18 protein-coding genes are annotated in these 17,057 nt (G+C 62.6%); 9 read left to right on the top strand and 9 right to left on the bottom strand.

What is annotated here, in order from left to right; translation table 11 throughout:
* The first annotated feature begins 151 nt into the window (after positions 1-151).
* Positions 152-1,267: an NAD(P)/FAD-dependent oxidoreductase gene (locus tag RWT78_RS20420; protein WP_231783275.1), complete on the top strand. Its 1,116-nt coding sequence runs from the start codon at positions 152-154 to the stop codon at positions 1,265-1,267.
* A 10-nt stretch (positions 1,268-1,277) separates the two neighbouring features.
* Here RWT78_RS20420 and RWT78_RS20415 read toward each other — a convergent pair whose 3' ends face one another.
* On the bottom strand, positions 1,278-3,812 hold the full coding sequence (locus RWT78_RS20415) for an alpha/beta fold hydrolase (RefSeq protein WP_003942356.1): 2,535 nt from the start codon (positions 3,810-3,812) through the stop codon (positions 1,278-1,280).
* Positions 3,813-3,990: 178 nt separating this feature from the next.
* Between RWT78_RS20415 and RWT78_RS20410 the strand changes: the two genes are divergently transcribed.
* The 3 genes from RWT78_RS20410 to bluB all read left to right on the top strand — a co-directional run bounded on the left by RWT78_RS20410 (position 3,991) and on the right by bluB (position 6,353).
* Positions 3,991-4,593, top strand: a complete 603-nt coding sequence (locus tag RWT78_RS20410) for a lipocalin family protein (protein WP_058038590.1) — start codon at positions 3,991-3,993, stop codon at positions 4,591-4,593.
* A gap of 81 nt (positions 4,594-4,674) precedes the next feature.
* On the top strand, positions 4,675-5,727 hold the full coding sequence (locus tag RWT78_RS20405; protein WP_314677710.1) for a GTP-binding protein: 1,053 nt from the start codon (positions 4,675-4,677) through the stop codon (positions 5,725-5,727).
* Positions 5,724-6,353, top strand: coding sequence for a 5,6-dimethylbenzimidazole synthase (gene bluB, locus RWT78_RS20400; protein ID WP_003942331.1), 630 nt, complete (start codon positions 5,724-5,726; stop codon positions 6,351-6,353). The genes RWT78_RS20405 and bluB overlap by 4 nt, the downstream gene beginning before the upstream one ends.
* Before the next feature lie 15 nt (positions 6,354-6,368).
* Here the strand turns inward: bluB and RWT78_RS20395 are convergent, their stop codons facing one another.
* The 4 genes from RWT78_RS20395 to glp all read right to left on the bottom strand — a co-directional run bounded on the left by RWT78_RS20395 (position 6,369) and on the right by glp (position 10,659).
* The gene (locus RWT78_RS20395; protein WP_042450056.1) at positions 6,369-7,808 is read right to left on the bottom strand and encodes a DEAD/DEAH box helicase; all 1,440 of its coding nucleotides are present in this window, start codon (positions 7,806-7,808) and stop codon (positions 6,369-6,371) included.
* A gap of 228 nt (positions 7,809-8,036) precedes the next feature.
* Positions 8,037-8,450: a molybdenum cofactor biosynthesis protein MoaE gene (locus RWT78_RS20390; RefSeq protein ID WP_314677708.1), complete on the bottom strand. Its 414-nt coding sequence runs from the start codon at positions 8,448-8,450 to the stop codon at positions 8,037-8,039.
* Positions 8,443-9,429 (bottom strand): bifunctional molybdenum cofactor biosynthesis protein MoaC/MoaB, encoded by a 987-nt coding sequence (gene moaCB / locus RWT78_RS20385; protein ID WP_054826312.1) that lies wholly within the window; start codon positions 9,427-9,429, stop codon positions 8,443-8,445. Before moaCB ends, RWT78_RS20390 begins: the two co-directional genes overlap by 8 nt.
* Positions 9,430-9,456: 27 nt before the next feature.
* On the bottom strand, positions 9,457-10,659 hold the full coding sequence (gene glp, locus RWT78_RS20380; protein WP_314677706.1) for a gephyrin-like molybdotransferase Glp: 1,203 nt from the start codon (positions 10,657-10,659) through the stop codon (positions 9,457-9,459).
* Positions 10,660-10,770: 111 nt separating this feature from the next.
* Here glp and moaA point away from each other — a divergent pair, with 111 nt between their 5' ends.
* From moaA to RWT78_RS20365, 3 genes are all read left to right on the top strand, one after another.
* Positions 10,771-11,829, top strand: a complete 1,059-nt coding sequence (gene moaA / locus RWT78_RS20375; RefSeq protein WP_007731315.1) for a GTP 3',8-cyclase MoaA — start codon at positions 10,771-10,773, stop codon at positions 11,827-11,829.
* Complete coding sequence (locus RWT78_RS20370) at positions 11,822-12,079, top strand: MoaD/ThiS family protein (RefSeq protein WP_003944706.1); 258 nt, start codon at positions 11,822-11,824, stop codon at positions 12,077-12,079. The genes moaA and RWT78_RS20370 overlap by 8 nt, the downstream gene beginning before the upstream one ends.
* A gap of 314 nt (positions 12,080-12,393) precedes the next feature.
* The gene (locus RWT78_RS20365; protein WP_003944763.1) at positions 12,394-13,149 is read left to right on the top strand and encodes a hypothetical protein; all 756 of its coding nucleotides are present in this window, start codon (positions 12,394-12,396) and stop codon (positions 13,147-13,149) included.
* Between the two features lie 25 nt (positions 13,150-13,174).
* Here RWT78_RS20365 and nadE read toward each other — a convergent pair whose 3' ends face one another.
* Complete coding sequence (gene nadE, locus RWT78_RS20360) at positions 13,175-13,999, bottom strand: ammonia-dependent NAD(+) synthetase (protein ID WP_314677701.1); 825 nt, start codon at positions 13,997-13,999, stop codon at positions 13,175-13,177.
* A 68-nt stretch (positions 14,000-14,067) separates the two neighbouring features.
* Between nadE and RWT78_RS20355 the strand changes: the two genes are divergently transcribed.
* A complete protein-coding gene (locus RWT78_RS20355) occupies positions 14,068-14,622 on the top strand; it encodes a nucleosidase (RefSeq protein WP_003944766.1) in 555 nt (184 codons plus the stop codon).
* A 19-nt stretch (positions 14,623-14,641) separates the two neighbouring features.
* Here the strand turns inward: RWT78_RS20355 and RWT78_RS20350 are convergent, their stop codons facing one another.
* Positions 14,642-15,421: an META domain-containing protein gene (locus tag RWT78_RS20350; RefSeq protein WP_054187783.1), complete on the bottom strand. Its 780-nt coding sequence runs from the start codon at positions 15,419-15,421 to the stop codon at positions 14,642-14,644.
* A 35-nt stretch (positions 15,422-15,456) separates the two neighbouring features.
* A complete protein-coding gene (locus RWT78_RS20345) occupies positions 15,457-16,056 on the bottom strand; it encodes a TetR/AcrR family transcriptional regulator (protein ID WP_003944690.1) in 600 nt (199 codons plus the stop codon).
* Between the two features lie 106 nt (positions 16,057-16,162).
* On the opposite strand from RWT78_RS20345, the gene RWT78_RS20340 reads away from it, so the two are divergent.
* Entirely contained in the window at positions 16,163-16,729 is a 567-nt protein-coding gene (locus tag RWT78_RS20340; RefSeq protein ID WP_030534957.1) for an NAD(P)H-dependent oxidoreductase, read from the top strand.
* 55 nt (positions 16,730-16,784) lie between these two features.
* Here RWT78_RS20340 and RWT78_RS20335 read toward each other — a convergent pair.
* Positions 16,785-17,057: SIP domain-containing protein (locus RWT78_RS20335; protein WP_314677696.1), on the bottom strand; the 273-nt coding region annotated here is incomplete at its 5' end.

Genomic DNA, 17,057 nt, shown 5'->3' with positions numbered 1-17,057 from the left:
TGTTTTTCGAGTCTCTATTGCATGCAGCACAGTTCTGCCTAGATGTGTCGACCGCCATAACGCCAGGGCGTCAATGTTCAATAACGTCCGCGATGAGGCCTGATCATCCCGTGCATTCTCAGCATGGGGACCATTGGCGGAACGGAGAACCATGAGTGCACACGTGGTGATAATCGGGGCAGGATATGCGGGCGCCATGGCAGCGAAGCGTCTGCTGAGAACTCGTCCGGACATCACGGTCGCCGTCGTGAATCCGCGCCCACACTTCGTGCAACGAATCAGGCTCCATCAGATGATCGCGGGCGGCTACGACGCGACGGTCTCGTTCGACAGGGCGCTACCGCGTGCGGCACACCGAGTCTTCGGAGAGGTGACGACGATCGAGGCGGCGCTCGGCAGGCTCACCCTCGACGACGGCAGCGTGCTCGACTACGACTACTTGGTCTACGCAGTCGGAAGTAGGCAGTTACCCAGCACTATCGGCGGGGCGGCGGAGCACGGGTTCAGCGTCTCCGAATTCGAGGACGCGGTTCGCCTCGAATCCAGACTGGCGACACTCGACGGGAAGGCTACGGTCTGCGTTGTCGGCGGCGGTCTCACCGGAATCGAGACTGCCGCAGAATTGGCTGAGCAGCGAAGCAGCCGAATCACTTTGGTGACCGGAGGAATCGTGGCCCCGGATCTGTCAGAGCGTGCGCGATCTGCAATTCTCAGAACATTGACCGATCTTGGGGTCGACATCGTCACCGAATCCCGGGTTACACGGATTGACGGTTCGTCCTGCGAGCTTGCGGGAGGCGCACGGGTGGAGGCAGATTGCACGATTCTCGCGACAGAATTCGGGGTCCCCGATCTGGCGCGCCGAAGTGGCCTTCCCGTCGACGGTCTCGGTCGTCTGAAGGCCGACGACCGACTCGAATGCTCGTCCCACCCCAACATCGTCGGTGCGGGTGATGCGGTCGCAGTCGGTGATCTTTCACTGAGGATGAGTTGTCAGGCTGCGATTCCCTTGGGAGTCCATGCGGCCGAGACGATCCTGCATCGACTCGAAGGTTCCGCGCCGCGCCCGGTGGCTCCGAAGTTCGCAGGCCGGTGCATCAGTCTCGGGAGGCGGCGAGGTGTGTTCCTGCGGACCACTCGTGTCGACGACGCAGCGGGCATGTTCATCGCAGGCAGGGCGGGTGCGTTCGTCAAGGAACGAGTGTGTTCATCGACGACCGACTGGGCACTCACTCCGCGCCGCTCTTTCTGCTACAGCTGGACATGAGGAGCGCTGGTCACGCTCGATCGCAGACTCGATCGATGATCGCCGCAGTCTTGCGGACGTACGGTTGGCGGACGACGTCTTCGTGACACGCGTCGACGTCGTCGAAATCCAGTGAGCCCGTGGCAATGAGTGACCAGATCTCGCGTCCACGGTTGTTGGTGGCCCCACGGATCACGGTGACGGGCGCGGCGCATGCTCGTATCCGATGCTTCCGGAGCGCCTGGCCTCCGATGTAGAGGAACACGGTCCACTGGGTGGCCGGCGGGTACTGCAGAATGCCGGCGAACAGCGTGCGGATCCACATGGCCGCGACGGTGCGTCTGGTCGGCTTCCAGCGGGCATTGGTGGATGGTTGTGGTGCAAGGTCGACGATCGACGGATCCAAAGTGATGCCCGCTCGACCAGCCAGTCGTGCGGCAGCCTCGGTGGAGATTCTGGTGTCGAGAACGGTGACGTGTTCGACAGTGTCACCTGACTCGGACAGCTGTGTCGCCATTTCCAGCGCCACGTAGCCGCCGTACGAGTATCCGGCGAGGAGGTATGGCCCGGTGGGCTGAATCTTCTTGATTTCGAAAATGAAACGGCGGGCGCTTGCTTTCACCGACCGGTCGGGTAGTCCGCGAGATTCGAAGCCGTGTGGCTGAAGTGCGTAAACCGGCCGATCGGTGTGAAGCGCTTTCGACAAGGTGGACAGCGTCGTCGATGGGCACCCCGCTCCGTTCATGATGAACAGCGGTCGCCCGGAGCCTTCGAGCTTCAGTGGCACCATCGTGTTGTGACAGACGCGATCATCGGGATCGATTCTGCGCCGATCCACCAGCGCTGCAAGGTCTTTGACGGTACTGGCGGCCGCGAACTCCGCCGCCGTGATCCGGATCCGGAACATGTCGTGAATCTTTGCCACCACTTCGGTTGAAGCAAGCGAATCGCCGCCGAGTTCGAAGAAGTCGTCCTCACGGTCGATGGAGTCGATACCGAGAATCGACTCCCAGATCGAGGACAACCACAATTCGGCGGGCCCGGCGAGAGTCGGTGGAGTGGACCGCACCTCGACGGAGGGCAGCGCTGTTCGATCGACCTTTCCTCTTTCGTTGCGGGGCAACGCCGGCATCAGAACAAAATGTCGGGGGAGCATCCAGGCCGGCAGATATGTCGCCAATTCGCGCCGCATCTCGGCGCCCGACCGTGCCATCACGGCTTTGGTCAGGACCACGTAGGCGACGATCTCCGGTCGATCGTTCTCGAGGACGACGGCCACGAAAACATCGGCGACGCCGGGAATTCGACGAATATGCGCCTCGACTTCCATCGGTTCCACCAGGTAGCCCCGAATCTTGACGGCGTCGTCGACGCGTCCCCGAAGTTGCAGTTCTCCGCGTTCGTCGATGCGGCCCCGGTCACCGGTCCGGTAGATGCTCACTCCGTCGCCCAGGCGCGTGAATCGTGTTGCAGTTCGATCCGGGTCGCCGTGGTATCCGTCGGCAAGATCACTGGAGACAACCTGAATCTCTCCGATCTCTCCGTCGGGGAGAGGCACGCCGTTCACATCGACGATCTGTACGTCCTTGCCGTCGCGAGCACGTCCGGCCGGCACCACTCCGACGGGTAGTTCGGAATGTGGTGGGAACGCGTTGTACGCGACGACACCGGTCTCGGTGGTGGCCAGCCAGTTGACGTACGTGACGCGAGCGAAGCCGTGACTGCGATGGCGCGCGTAGTCCTCGCCGTGAACTGCTTCCCCGTACGTTACGACGACGCGTAGGGAACCGATCGAATCATCATTTGCTGCATCGCAATCGAGATCCGACCACGCCCGCAGAAAGGACGGCGCACAGTGCGTGGTCGTGATCGAATTCTCGATCAGCCAGTCGTCGATTCCCGAGACGCCGTCGATACGTGGATCCCAGCAGAAGACCGTGACTCCGTTCATCAGGCCCATGATCAGGGCCGTGATTCCGGCTCCGAAACTGACGGGCAACAGGTTCCCGATGTGATCATCGGGTCGCAGGTCGATTGCTGCGGCAAGTTCGTCGGCCTTGTTCAGGCACATGGAGTGGCTCAACACGACTCCCTTGGGTGCCCCGCTGGTGCCTGACGTGAACGCGATCATGGCAGGGTCGGAACTCGATGGTTCCAACGCGCTGTCGAATCTGAAGCCCGTCGCAGCAGACTCGTCGAGTATCGACTGCAGCGCGACGGCGCCCGAGGTGCTCATGATGTGCGCTCGGCGGGCCTCGGGGAGTTGTGGGTCGATCATGACCAAGGGCCGACCGGAAATCAGAGTGGCGAGGATGGCGGGCACCGACTCGGCCGTTGGTTCGAGATCGACCGCAACCGGGCGTGCCCCGTGTGACCCACGTAGGCGAAGTTCGCGGACCAATGCGTCGGTCCGGAGTTCGAGTTCGGCGAAAGTGATCCGGTCGCGCGGAGTCACGACGGCAACGGCGTCGTGCTGCATAGAGGTGACGCGGCGCCACCTCGACTCGATCGTCTCGTCGATGACTGCATAGCGAGTGCGTTCTAGACCTAAGTCGACAACCTTCATCACAGTAGCTCCGTCCGACTTTCAGCTATCTTTTAGCAAAGACTACATAAGGTTTGTGAAGTAGGTCCATAACAAACCAAAAGTAGTTTTACATACGGTCCCATCCTCCAGTCCGTCAGCTCCGAATGTCTTGAGGAACCAATGCCGATCGAGCGTTGTACAGACGAGGAGCAGTGACATGAAGTGGTCGGGGCGAAGTGCGATTGCGATTGCGGGAGTGTGCGCCGCGGCGACGATGTTTTCGGGAACCGCGCAGGCGAGCCCACTCTGGGAACCCTTGCAGCCGGTGGCGAACCTGGACGTCGCGCGCTACGTAGGGGAATGGAACCAGGTGGCGGCGATTCCTCAGCCCTTCAACCTCGCGTGCGCGAAGGACACCCGGGCGAGTTACGGGATTGTCGATTCCACGAACGTGAGCGTGAAGAACACGTGTACGACGTGGACCGGTCAAGCCAACGAGATCGTCGGGAATGCCCGAGTTACCGATCCAGCAACGGGTGCCCAGTTGCATGTGAGCTTCCCCGGGGTGCCCTCACAGGAAAGCTTGGACGGCCCACCCAACTACATCGTCACCTACATTGCCGACGACTATTCGTGGGCACTGGTGGGCGATCCGCTCAGGCTTTCCGGGTTCGTGCTCTCACGGTCGGCGGTCATCGACGCGGCAGGCTGGAGTGAGATCCGCCGGGTCGCCGAATCCCGTGGATACAACGCATGCACGATCCTGACGTCACCGACCACCGAGGGCACGTCGGACATCCGTCCGCTCTGCACGGTGTGAGTCTGCTGTCAGCGTGAACCTTCCGGAGCCACACTCCACTACGATCACTGATCGGTACGTGTGGTTTCGGAAGGTTGTGTGGTGGCGAAGAAGCAGATTCCCGTAATAGTCGTCGCAGGCTTTCTCGGTTCGGGCAAGACGACGCTGCTCAACCATCTTCTGCGTAACAACGACGGTGTACGCATCGGCGTGATCGTCAACGACTTCGGATCCGTCAACATCGACTCGATGATGGTCGCCGGTCAGGTCGATTCGATGGTCTCTCTCAGCAACGGCTGTTTGTGCTGCGCTGTCGACGTCTCGGACATGGACGAGATGCTGAACAAGTTGGCGCACCGGCAGTCCGGGATCGACGTGATCGTCATCGAGGCCAGCGGGCTTGCCGAGCCGCGGAACATGATTCGACTCGTCCTCGGAAGTGAGAACCCGTCTGTCGTCTACGGCGGCCTGGTGGTCCTGGTCGACGGAGCCAATTTCTCCACCGTTCGCCGCGAACATCCCGAGCTCGATCAACATGTCCGCCTGGCAGACCTGGTGGTAGTCAACAAGATCGACAGCGTTCCGGTCGCCGAACGCGAGCGATTCACGGCCGAAATTCGTGAGTTGAATCGGCGAGCGCCGATGGTGGAAACCTCGCACTCGCGGATAGACCCCGCTCTGCTGTTCGATACCGGCGAGGTGACCCCTCCTGCTCCGGGCGATCAACTGAGCCTCGACGAGCTCCTGCGCGACGGGCACGACGACGACCACGAGGACGGCTCGTGTCATCACGATCACCTGCACCACCGCTACGAATCGGTTGATTTCGCATCGGAGACGCCTCTCGATGCCAGGGCCTTGACGCACTTTCTCGAGAATCAGCCGTCGGGTGTTTACCGCATCAAGGGCTTCGTGAACTTCGAGATTCCGGGCTACACAGGAAAATTCGAGATCCAATCGGTGGGTGATCATGTCCGGATCACGCCGCTGCGATGGAAGTCGGGCGAACCTCGAACCACGCAACTGGTCGTGATCGGCACCGGGATGGATTCGGGGGCGGTCGGCAGCGCGCTCCGCGCCTGCATGCGCGAAGAAACGGTCGAACCGCACCCCGACGCCATGCTGGGATTGCACCGCTATACCGTCGGGGCGTGAGTGAATCAGCTGTATCCGTGTACGAAGCGATTCGGCGACGGCGAGACGTTCGCGCCGAGTTCTCGGGAGAGATCGTCCCCGACGAAACTCTGATGCGCATTCTCGACGCCGCCCATCGCGCGCCGAGCGTGGGAAACACGCAACCGTGGGATTTTGTGGTCGTTCGTAATCCGGAGACGCTCGACACCTTCGCGGCACACGTCGCCGATGCCCGGGTGAATTTCGCGCAGTCCTTGCCCGAGGATCGCCGCTCGACGTTCGACCCCATCAAGATCGAGGGAATCGCCGAGAGTGGTACCGGCATCGTCGTCACTTACGACCCGTCGCGCGGTGGCCCGAACATCCTCGGCCGTCATACCGTCGACGACACCGGGCTGTTCTCGGCGGTACTGGCAATTCAGAATTTGTGGCTCGCCGCGGTAGCCGAGGAGATCGGCATCGGCTGGGTTTCGTTCTACGACGAGAAGTACCTCACCGAACTCATGGGCATTCCGTCACCCGTTCGCCCCATTGCGTGGCTGTGCGTCGGCAAGGTGACCGAGTTTCAACAGGTTCCGGATCTCGAACGCTTCGGATGGCGACAGCGCCGGCCACTGGCCGACGCTGTCCATTACGAAACCTATTGAGTTGTACCGGGTGGCCTAGCGTGCGGGACGGCCACCGGTGGAGCCTGCGGTGCGAGCGCCGCCGCCGGTGCGGGGACGGCGAGCGCCACCACCGGCATGTTCCTGACGGGCAGCTCCGCCGGTGCGAGCACCGCGTGACTGACCGCCCTGTCCGGAGCGAGCCTGACCCGAACGTGCTGCGCCGCCGCGTCCACCCTGGCCGGCGGGACGCTGCCCGCGTCCACCGTTCGGCTGGGCAGGAGCCTTCGGAGCCGGCGTGACGTGCGGTGCGATGTCGCCGACCAACTTGACGACGTGCTCGGAGTTGGCAGTCGAACGGACCGGGGTCACCTTGATGGCTGCCTTGCGCATGAGGATCGCAAGATCCTTACGCTGCTCGGGCAGAACCACGGTGACCACGTCGCCGGCGCTACCTGCGCGAGCGGTGCGACCACTGCGGTGCAGGTAAGCCTTGTGCTCGGCCGGCGGATCGACGTGGACGACCAACTCGACGTCGTCGACGTGGACGCCACGCGCTGCGACGTCGGTGGCGACGAGGACGCGCGCTTCACCGGCGGAGAATGCCGCCAGGTTACGGTCGCGAGCAGCCTGCGAGAGGTTGCCGTGAAGGTCAACGGACGGGATGCCCGACTCGGTGAGCTGGCGAGCCAACTTGCGAGCCTGGTGCTTGGTGCGCATGAACAGGATGCGACGACCGGTACCGGAAGCGAGCTTCTCGACCAGAGCCTTCTTGGCTTCGACGCCGTCGACGTCGAACACGTGGTGCGTCATTGCGGCGACGGGGGAGTTGGCCTCGTCGACCGAATGCATGACCTCGTTCTTGAGGAAACGCTTGACGAGCTTGTCGACGCCGTTGTCCAGCGTTGCCGAGAACAGTAGACGCTGCCCGTCCTGCGGGGTGGACGAGAGGATGCGGGTGACGACGGGCAGGAAGCCGAGGTCGGCCATGTGGTCGGCCTCGTCGAGCACGGTGATCTCGACGGCGTCGAGACTGACGAACTTCTGCTTCATGAGGTCTTCGAGGCGACCGGGGCAGGCGACGACGATGTCGACTCCGGCCTTGAGAGCCTGAACCTGGCGGTGCTGCGAGACACCACCGAAGATCGTGGTCACGCGCAAGTCGTATGCGGCGGCCAACGGTTCGAGGGTTGCGGTGATCTGGGTGGCGAGCTCACGCGTCGGTGCGAGCACCAGGCCGAGCGGTCGACCCGGACGACGCTTTCCTCCGGACAGTTCGCCGGCGAGGCGGGAGACCATGGGGATGGAGAACGCGAGGGTCTTGCCGCTTCCGGTCTTTCCGCGGCCCAGTACGTCGCGCCCCGAGAGAGTGTCGGGGAGGGTGTCGATCTGGATCGGGAACGGAGAAGTGATTCCGCCGTCTTCGAGAGCTTTCACCAGCGGTGCGCGCACACCGAGGGCTGCGAAGGTGGTAGCGGGCGTAGAGATGTCAGACAAGTGTGTTCAGAGCCTTTCGGGCACGTGTTCGTGCCCGGATGCCGACACGGGAATTAACCGGTCGAACAATCAAGCACAGTGGTGGCGGCGCTGCCGGTCGGCAGGCTTCTTCGCCGTAAGAAGAGCGGGTGCATTGAGCACTCAGCAAGAAAATTTGCGTTCTACGACGCTGGATGCCCGATTTCAGGCACCTAGTGATCGCAACTCTACCTTCCCGGAGCGTTCGACCTACAACCCGACCCATTCGGAGACGCCGTTCGCGAAGTGTTGCCGCTTCCAGATCGGTACCTCGTGCTTGATGCGCTCCACCAGTTCGGCGCACGCGGCAAACGCCTCCGCTCGATGCGGCGCGGCGACGGCGGCGACCAGTGCGAGATCACCGATCTCGAGGTGACCGACGCGATGGATCGCAGCAACCGGCAGGGCGGTCGAGGCCGCAACCTCTTGGCAGCACGTCTCGAGGAAGCGTTCGGCATCCGGATGCGCTTGGTACTCCAACGCCGAAACCGCTTGACCTCCATCGTGATTGCGCACCGTTCCCGTGAACACCACAACAGCGCCGTTCTTCGGACCGGCAACGGCGGCGTCGACGGTGTCTGCGTGAATCGGTTGCTCGGAGATCCGAGCCAATAGCTCACTCATCGTGCGCTCCTCCGCCTGCGACCTGCGCGAGCAGGTGATCGATGATGGGTCCGAGGACGGCGAGACCGTCCTTCACTCCACCGGGAGAACCCGGAAGATTGACGATGACCGTCGTACTTGTGAGACCTGCCACACCACGGCTCAGCGACGCGTGTGGTGTCTTCTCGAGGCCCTTGGTCCGGATCGCTTCTGCGACGCCGGGCAACTCACGGGTCAAGACTGCCCGGGTAGCTTCCGGGGTGGCATCCGTGGGGGAAGCCCCGGTGCCGCCTGTACTGATGACGAGTGACGGGGAGCCCTCCTTGGCGTCAGCGATGCCCGCCGCGATGTCTGCGTCGGCGTACACAAGCGGTCCACGTACCTCGAAGTCCCGTTCACGTAGCCAGGTCGCGATCGTGGGTCCGGTGGTGTCGGGTCTGGTGCCGTTCGCACCGCCGGTGGAAGCCACGAGGACGGTCGCGGACCGTGCCGAGGTGAAGGTGTGCGCCGGAGCTGTCTGTGCGTTCTGAGTGTCGCGGGTCCAATGTCCGCGTTTACCACCGTCTTTGGTGAGCAGACGAACACCGTTCATGGTAGCTCCGGGGTCCACCGCTTTGACCATGTCGTGCAAGGTCAGGCCGGCTACCGCGACGGCGGTGAGTGCTTCCATCTCGACGCCGGTCTGTCCGCGAGTCTTCGCCGTCGCCTCGACGGTGATCGATGTTTCGGTGAACCCGAATTCCACCTTGACCGACGAGAGCGCGAGTTGATGACACAGCGGGATCAGTTCGGAGGTCTTCTTCGCACCGGCGATTCCGGCGATGCGCGCGGTGGTGAGGACATCAGCCTTGGGCATGCCGTCGGCGCGGACGAGGCGAACTACCTCGGCGGTCGTGACGAGTTCACCGGCAGCGACGGCGATACGCGTCGTCTCGGCCTTGGCGCTGACGTCGACCATGCGCGCTCGGCCCTCGCTGTCGACGTGTGTCAATTCGGTCATCAGTGTCCTTTGAACAGATCGAGTGAATCAGATCGAGGAAGTCGAGAGCGGGACGACGTCGACGAGATCGCCCGCGCCGAGCTCGGTCACGGCGGCGGGGATGTCGATCAGGACGTCGGCCCACGCCATGGCTGCAACAAGGTGCGATCCGGGTCCGGCAACGAGTTCGATTCCGTCCGCAGTTCTGCGTGCCCGCAGGAACTGCCGCTTGCCGTCCACCGAACGCAGCGGTGCAGTCAACGGGAGTCGCTCGCGCGGGATCTCGGGCAGGCCCGCGGCCCGGCGCAGTTCGCCCCGTGCGAAGACCTCGAAGGAGACCATGGTGCTCACCGGGTTGCCCGGGAAGCTCAGTACCGGCACTTCGTTCACCACTGCAGTGCCTTGCGGACCGCCCGGCTGCATTGCGACGTGGCCGAAGTGTGCTCCCAGAGGCGTGAGAGTTTCCTTCACTACCTCGAAGTCGCCCATGGACACTCCGCCGGAGGTGAACACCAGATCAGCGACCGAGGTTGCGTACGAGAGCAATTCGCGGAAATCGGCGGGGTCGTCGCTGCTTCGGGCGACGGATACGACATCGGCGCCGTTGGCTTCGGCCAATGTTGCCAAAGCTGGACCGTTGGAATCGTAGATCTCACCGGGTTCGAGAGTTGTTCCGGCACTTTTCAGTTCGGCGCCCGTCGTAATTATCGCGACCCGTGGCTTCGTGTAGGTGTCGAGCGAGGCCAAGCCCACAGCACTCAGCGCGGCGATATGGCGAGGTTCCAAGTGCGTTCCGGCCGTGACCAGTAGCATTCCGGCGGTGATGTCGCTGCCACGTTCGCGTACGAATTCGCCTACCGACCTGCCCCGTTCGATCGTGACGACGTGCTCGGTGACACCCGTTGTGTCCTCGACCGGAACAACGGCGTCGGCACCCTCGGGGAGCGGAGCACCGGTCATGATGCGAAATGCCGATCCTGGAAGGTGTTTCGGTGGTTTTCCGCTTCCAGCGGCGATCACGCCTCGAACCGTCAGTGTGGTCGGAACCGAGGCCACAGAAGCAGCATCGACGGCATACCCGTCCATCTGCGAGTTGCGGAAGAGTGGCAGGTCTACCGGCGATGCGATATCCGAGCAAGTTATGCGCCCCAACGCTTCTGCCGTCGGAACTGCCGTCGGAGAGAGGGTGTGCAGGCCGGTGAGCAATCCGGAGATGTGCGACGCGTGTTCCTCGACCGAATGCGCGCTCATGACAGTAACCTCGACAACCTCGACATGTTTTGATCCTAGGCGGTGTGGTCCGTCCGACACACGGAGTACGGCTTTCGGTCATACTGGAGCAATACGGAAGTTGGTGAAGTGATGACAGTGGTCTCGATGGGAATTCCCACCGTGCGGTTCGACGCTGCCTCCCTCGCCGGTCGTCCCGAGACGGATCTCCTGGTCGACAGGTTCGGGCGTGTTGCCAGAGATCTGCGAGTCTCGATCACCGAGAAGTGTTCACTTCGTTGCACGTATTGCATGCCGGAGGAAGGCTTGCCGGCCATCGCTGCGGAAGATCTTCTGAGTGCCGACGAGATCATTCGAGTAGTCGGAATCGGCGTCGAACGAGTCGGTATTCGCGAGGTGAGATTCACCGGCGGCGAACCGCTGATGCGTAGTGACCTCGAAAAGATCATCGGGGGGTGCGCCGCGCGCGTGCCAGGAATTCCACTTTCCATGACTACCAACGCCGTTGGGCTCGAACATCGTGCGGCGAAGTTGGCTGCAGCTGGTTTGACTCGCATCAATGTTTCCCTGGATTCGGTTGATCGCGCCCATTTCGCTGAATTGACGCGTCGAGACAGGTTGCCGTCCGTTCTCGCGGGAATTCGAGCGGCAGCTGCGGCCGGGCTCGCGCCACTGAAGATCAATGCGGTGCTGATGCGTGAAACGCTCCACGGCGCGGCGGATCTTTTGCAGTGGTGCCTCGAAGCCGGCGTCGAATTGCGCTTTATCGAGCAAATGCCTCTGGACGCAGACCATGCATGGGCACGCGAGAACATGGTGACCGCGGCTGAATTGTTGTCCGTTTTGGGAAGCCGTTTCGAATTGGAAGCAATCGGCCGTGAAGATCCGTCGGCTCCTGCCGAAGAATGGCGTGTCGACGGGACCACGATGACGGTAGGGATCATCGCTTCCGTGACCCGCTCGTTCTGCAGTGAATGCGATCGGACGCGAATGACCGCAGAGGGAACAATTCGGTCATGTCTGTTCAGTGACCGTGAAGTTGATCTGCGTGCCGCGCTCAGGGCCGGAGCAAGTGACGACGAACTAGCGGATTTGTGGCGCGGTGCGATGTGGAACAAGTGGGCTGGGCACGGCATCGACGCCGCGGACTTCGTTCCGCCGGAAAGAAGTATGGGAGCGATTGGTGGCTGATCCGCATTCGATCTCGGTTCGTTACTTTGCTGCTGCAGCGGATGTATCCGGTTGCCGTAGCGAGGTAGTCGCCATCTCGCCTGACAACACACTTGCCGAGTTGGTGGCGGTGCTGGTCGGGCGATACGGACCGGAGATGGAGCGGGTGCTGTCGGTCTCGGCTTTCCTCGTCGGTGACGAGTTGACCCGCGACGTCTCTCGAGCCTCCGGTAGCGCTGTCGATATTCTTCCGCCTTTCGCTGGAGGCTAGTCCGAGAATTGCCGGCGTAGCTATTTGTGGGCTGCCGACGTATTGTCCTTTTTCGGTTTGCCGGTCCAAATATTTATATCTTGATCACTCCAGCTCAAGTGGCATCTATCTCCGTTTTCTCCATTGTTGGTCAATTGTCCAGCATTGGTCGTTTTGTTTAGTTTCTCCTACTTTTGGGGGAGCGAATGCACTTCGAATTGCCAAGGTGATTTGTCATCTGTTTGGATGACAAAAGAAATACCTTCGCTGTTGGTAATTGTCGACATGTGTTAATTTTGGCGCAATTCCACTCGGGATATGTGAAAGGTATTTCAATGTCGATTAATTCCACGCGCCGTGTCGGAGTCGTCGTAGCGCTCCTCGGGGCAGCTGCACTCACCGCTCCGGCAATTGCTACTGCGCTTCCGTCCACCGGTTCTCTCGGCTCTTCTGCGCCGGAAGCCTCGTGCTCGACCCTGTCCACCGAAGCGACGCCGAACGGGTGGGGCATCCCGTTCACCGACGAGAAGGATCAGACCGCGTCGTACTCGGCCGACAACGTTCTCGACAAGGACGGCTCACTGAAGCTGGCCGTTGACGGTACCGGCGATCGTTCGGTTTCCTACCATTCGGCCGGCGGTATCAAGCTGTCCGACGCAGTCGGCAAGGCGATCGGCTTTGCCGAGCGCGCCGCCACGCCGACTGCGGCGTTCCAGCTCCGCCTCACCGGAACGACCGGCGGAAAGTTCGAGAACGGATTCACCACCCTGGTGTGGGTCCCGGGACCCGACGCCACGCCGACAGCTGACGGCGGCGTTCACGCGGATCTCCAGAAGGGCGTGTGGTGGAGCACTCAGAACATCGACGGCGCCAAGGACCGCGTGTCAGTGCCTTTGGCTGACATCGTCGCCGCGAACCCGAACGCGGTAGTCGACCACTACGGCGTCAGTGTGGGCACCGGTTCCGCCGCCACGTCGACGCTGGTCGATGCAGTGCAGTTCAACGGATGCACCACCAACTTCGCGAAGAAGGATCCGGCTTCGGGAACGGGTTCGCTGGGCGACGTCTTCGGCAGCCTGTTCGGTAGCTAGTCGCTGGTAAGAGCTCTGGTAGGAGTTACTTCCACCAGTCATCGAGGGGTGTGACCGGCACCGTGCGCTTGTGACGAGTGTTGGTGAACATCTTCTCGAGCTTCTCGGCTACCTCGGAGGAAACGTCCTTTCCTTCGAGGTAGTCGTCTATCTGTGAGTACGTGACGCCGAGGGCAACTTCGTCGGGTAGCGCGGGTCGGTCGTCCTCGAGGTCGGCGGTCGGCACCTTGCGCCACGTGCTCTCGGGTGCGCCCAATTCCTGCAGCAATGCAGCGCCCTGGCGTTTGCTCAAGCCGGTGAGCGGCGTGATGTCGACACCGCCGTCACCGAATTTCGTGAAGAAGCCGGTAATCGCTTCTGCGGCGTGGTCGGTACCGATCACGAGGTAGCCGAGCTGACCGGCAATCGCATACTGGATGACCATTCGTTCGCGCGCCTTGATGTTGCCGCGGACGAAGTCGCGCAGTTCGCCGTTTCCCAGCGCCTCGGAGGCCTCACGGGCTGTCGCGTCGGCGCCAGGCTTGACGTTGACCGTGAGAGAGCGGTCCGGCTTGATGAAGCCGAGCGCGATCTGAGCATCGGATTCGTCGGCCTGAGCGCCATACGGGAGACGAACGGCGACTAACTCGGCCTCGAGGCCCTCTTCGCGAAGTTCCGTGACCGCGCGTTGGGCGAGGGCTCCGGCGAGCGTGCTGTCCTGACCGCCGCTGATTCCCAGAACGAACCCTTTGGCGGGGGTCGAGCGCACGTAGTCCTTCAGGAACTGGACTCGCGCGCGAACCTCCGCTGCGGCGTCGATTGTCGGCTTTGTGCCGAGTTCTTCGATGATGCTTTCACGCAGTGTGGCCATGAATGGACTCTAGCGATGTGAGCAGGCGCGTGCAGTGCCACCGTATCCGGGGCGGTACGGTCGCGCACATGAGTGCGAACAACGTTCTGGTGGTCAGTGCGACGAAGTCGGAAGCGGCATACGTGCCGCAAGGATACGAACTGCTGATCACGGGGATTGGAAAGGTCAGTGCTGCAACAGCAGTCGCCTCTGCTCTCGCGCGGTACGAGCGGGATGATCTGCCGCTGGTCGTCAACATCGGGACAGCCGGTGCGCTGCACGCGCACCACGGCGGCCTCTATGTTCCCGGCGTCGTCATCAATCACGACATCAGCAGCACCGCGATCCGAGCGCTGGGGCACGACGTCGCGGACCGTTTGGTGCTCGCCGGCGGTGACGACTCGGTGTTGGCGACCGGCGACGCATTCATCGCCGACGCTGCAACCCGGGACGCCCTTGCACAGCGAGCCGATCTGGTCGACATGGAGGGGTTTGCCATCGCATTCGCCGCGCAGGCTGCGGGTGCTACCTGCCGACTCGTCAAACACGTCAGCGATCACGCGGACGACTCGGCCTTGGACTGGCCCGCGATGATCGATGCCAGCGCCCGCGAGTTGGGGCGCTGGCTGCTCGACAACGTCTGATCGAGCCTGCAGCGTCTGGTCAAGCCTGCGCAGTCAGTATCAATCCGGTGTCGTCGGGCTTGCGCAGGGTCAGCGTGTCGGCGTCGACGGTGTAGCTCACTTCGCCGTCGAGCACCGCCAGGATCTGGCGCTCGATGTCCATGTTCTCCTCGGGGCAAGCCATACGCGTGGTTGCCATCGGCGTGAACGTGACTGTGGTGTCGGACGTCTGGGCGCTTCCGGTCATGCGATTGCATCCGGTGCTCCCGCTGACCGAACCGTCTGCGGCAATCGTCAGTTCGGGAGCTGACGTCTCCAGAGCCAGGCTCGTACTGATCGCATCGGGACTGATGAGGGACGTGACAGTCCACGTCGTGCCCTGCAGCGGTCGATCCGGCGTGACGATTTTCTTGTCCTGCAGGGTGACTGTGGCGTCCTTCGATGTCAGGACGAGGGTGTCGCCGTCGAGGCTCCACGCCGGCGCAGCGGTCAGCAATGTTGTTGTCCAGGAGTCGGATTCGGCGATGCCGGGAGGGCAGCCCATCATGGTCGACGCCATGGTGCCGGTGGTCAGCTTGCCGTCGGTGAACTCGACCGAACCGTTTGCCGTGTTGCATCCGGCGCTCGCGGACACTCGACCGGCCTGGCTGAAGTCGAGAGTCAGCGGGCCGCCGCCGGGAATTTGTGTTCCATCCACGGAGGTCGAGATGAACACACGACCGGAGGGATCCGTCTTGTCTTCGGGGGAGTCGGACGAAGCGGAGCAACCACTTACCGCGGCGATGGTCAGGAGGCCGATGACGGCTGCAGCGATGCGCATGGGCTCACATTAAGTGGTGGGACGGATCTGGGGAGTCAACATCGAGTAACGCGCCGGGCAAGGTCTTCCCAGCCGGCCGCCAGGCGCTCGGTGGTCATCCCGAGATCGCGCACCTGATGAAGGACGAGCGACGCTTCGAGCGGTGCCAACAGTGCTGAAGCGAGCAGATCGAGGTCGCCCTCGACGCCGGCTCCTCGAAGAAGCCCGATGACGTGAGCGATGCCGAGAGCCCGGGCCGGACCGCCGAAGCGGTATTCAGGAGCGTTTTCCGCCGCTCGGAGGACTTCGCCCTGTACTTCCACCATGGCAATCCGGGCTCGTCCGAACGCGATGAGGCGCTCGATCGGCGGCGCGCCCGGACCCAACGGTGGGGGGCCGAACATGAATGCCTGCTGCAGTTCTCGCTCGGTGTGATCGAGCAGTGCCTGCATCAGTCCCGATCGATTGCCGAAGCGCCGAAAAACTGTGCCCTTGCCCACACCGGCCCGGCACGCGACAGCATCCATCGTCACCGCGTCGACACCTCGCTCGGCAACGAGGAGGGCTGCGGCGTCGAGCAGAAGTACGCGGTTACGTGCTGCGTCACCGCGCTCGACCGGCGCGGCGCCGATCTGGGGGAGGGGGATTGCGCTCACGGGATCAGGTTACAGGGCTGTGGAATGTAAGTGGACCGCGGTCCGTTTAGTTGATATAACTTTCAACCGGAGCCACCAACCGCACCACTCTCGAAGGAATCTCGTTATGTCACAGACCAATGTTCTCGTTCTCGTCGGCAGCTTGCGCGCCGGATCCGTCAACCGCCAGCTTGCCGAGACGGCTGTGTCCGCCGCACCCGAGGGTGCCACGCTGACGGTCTTCGAAGGCCTCGCCGACGTCCCCTTCTACAACGAAGACATCGACGTCGAGGGTGCTTCCATCCCCGCTGTCGACGCACTGCGCTCCGCTGCGAGCGACGCGGACGCGTTCCTGCTCGTCACCCCCGAGTACAACGGCACCATTCCCGCAGTTCTGAAGAACGCCATCGACTGGATCTCGCGTCCGTACGGTGTCGGTGCAGTCAAGGACAAGGCTGTCGCAGTCATCAGCGCTTCGCCCAGCGGCAACGGCGCCAAGTGGGCACACGAAGACACCACCAAGGCAGTCCGTATCGCCGGCGGCAAGGTCGTCGAGGACACTGCACTGAGCATCGGTGGGACCGGCGCACTGTTCGGTGAGCTGCACCCGCGTGAGAACGCAGAGGTGCTCGCTCAGGTCTCCAAGGTCGTCTCCGACCTCGTCGACGCCGGCAAGCAGCTCGTCAACGCGTAATTCGTTTCACGAATGAGGGCCATGCCGGAAGGTGTGGTCCTCACTCGTATGCGCGCTAGAGCCCTTCGCGTTCCATCGCGTCGTCGACCGCGTCGCGAACCGACTCGAAATCCTTGCCGGCCATCATCGCTTCGCCCATCGCAGCATCGATACGGTCGGCGACGGCGGCGTACCGACGCTCCCAGTTCTCCTTGTCCTCCCGCCAGTAACCCATCACGTGCATGCGGGGTGCCGGGATTTCCCATGTTCGACGCAGATGGGCGCGGATGCGTCTGGCGGTCGCGGCCTCGACTGCACACCAGATGTAGCCCTCGCCGGGGGGCAGGGC

Source organism: uncultured Rhodococcus sp. (assembly GCF_963525155.1).
Lineage (GTDB): Bacteria > Actinomycetota > Actinomycetes > Mycobacteriales > Mycobacteriaceae > Rhodococcus_F > Rhodococcus_F qingshengii.
Note: the sequence above shows the minus strand (reverse complement) of the source record. Positions and strands in the feature narration are given on the sequence as shown.

Bases quoted from the DNA above. Each gene is read 5' to 3' on its own strand.
- RWT78_RS20420 (WP_231783275.1), top strand. From the start codon at position 152: ATGAGTGCACACGTGGTGATAATCGGGGCAGGATATGCGGGCGCCATG.
- RWT78_RS20415 (WP_003942356.1), bottom strand. From the start codon at position 3,812: ATGAAGGTTGTCGACTTAGGTCTAGAACGCACTCGCTATGCAGTCATC.
- RWT78_RS20410 (WP_058038590.1), top strand. From the start codon at position 3,991: ATGAAGTGGTCGGGGCGAAGTGCGATTGCGATTGCGGGAGTGTGCGCC.
- RWT78_RS20390 (WP_314677708.1), bottom strand. From the start codon at position 8,450: ATGAGTGAGCTATTGGCTCGGATCTCCGAGCAACCGATTCACGCAGAC.
- moaCB (WP_054826312.1), bottom strand. From the start codon at position 9,429: ATGACCGAATTGACACACGTCGACAGCGAGGGCCGAGCGCGCATGGTC.
- glp (WP_314677706.1), bottom strand. From the start codon at position 10,659: ATGAGCGCGCATTCGGTCGAGGAACACGCGTCGCACATCTCCGGATTG.
- moaA (WP_007731315.1), top strand. From the start codon at position 10,771: ATGACAGTGGTCTCGATGGGAATTCCCACCGTGCGGTTCGACGCTGCC.
- RWT78_RS20365 (WP_003944763.1), top strand. From the start codon at position 12,394: ATGTCGATTAATTCCACGCGCCGTGTCGGAGTCGTCGTAGCGCTCCTC.
- nadE (WP_314677701.1), bottom strand. From the start codon at position 13,999: ATGGCCACACTGCGTGAAAGCATCATCGAAGAACTCGGCACAAAGCCG.
- RWT78_RS20355 (WP_003944766.1), top strand. From the start codon at position 14,068: ATGAGTGCGAACAACGTTCTGGTGGTCAGTGCGACGAAGTCGGAAGCG.
- RWT78_RS20350 (WP_054187783.1), bottom strand. From the start codon at position 15,421: ATGCGCATCGCTGCAGCCGTCATCGGCCTCCTGACCATCGCCGCGGTA.
- RWT78_RS20340 (WP_030534957.1), top strand. From the start codon at position 16,163: ATGTCACAGACCAATGTTCTCGTTCTCGTCGGCAGCTTGCGCGCCGGA.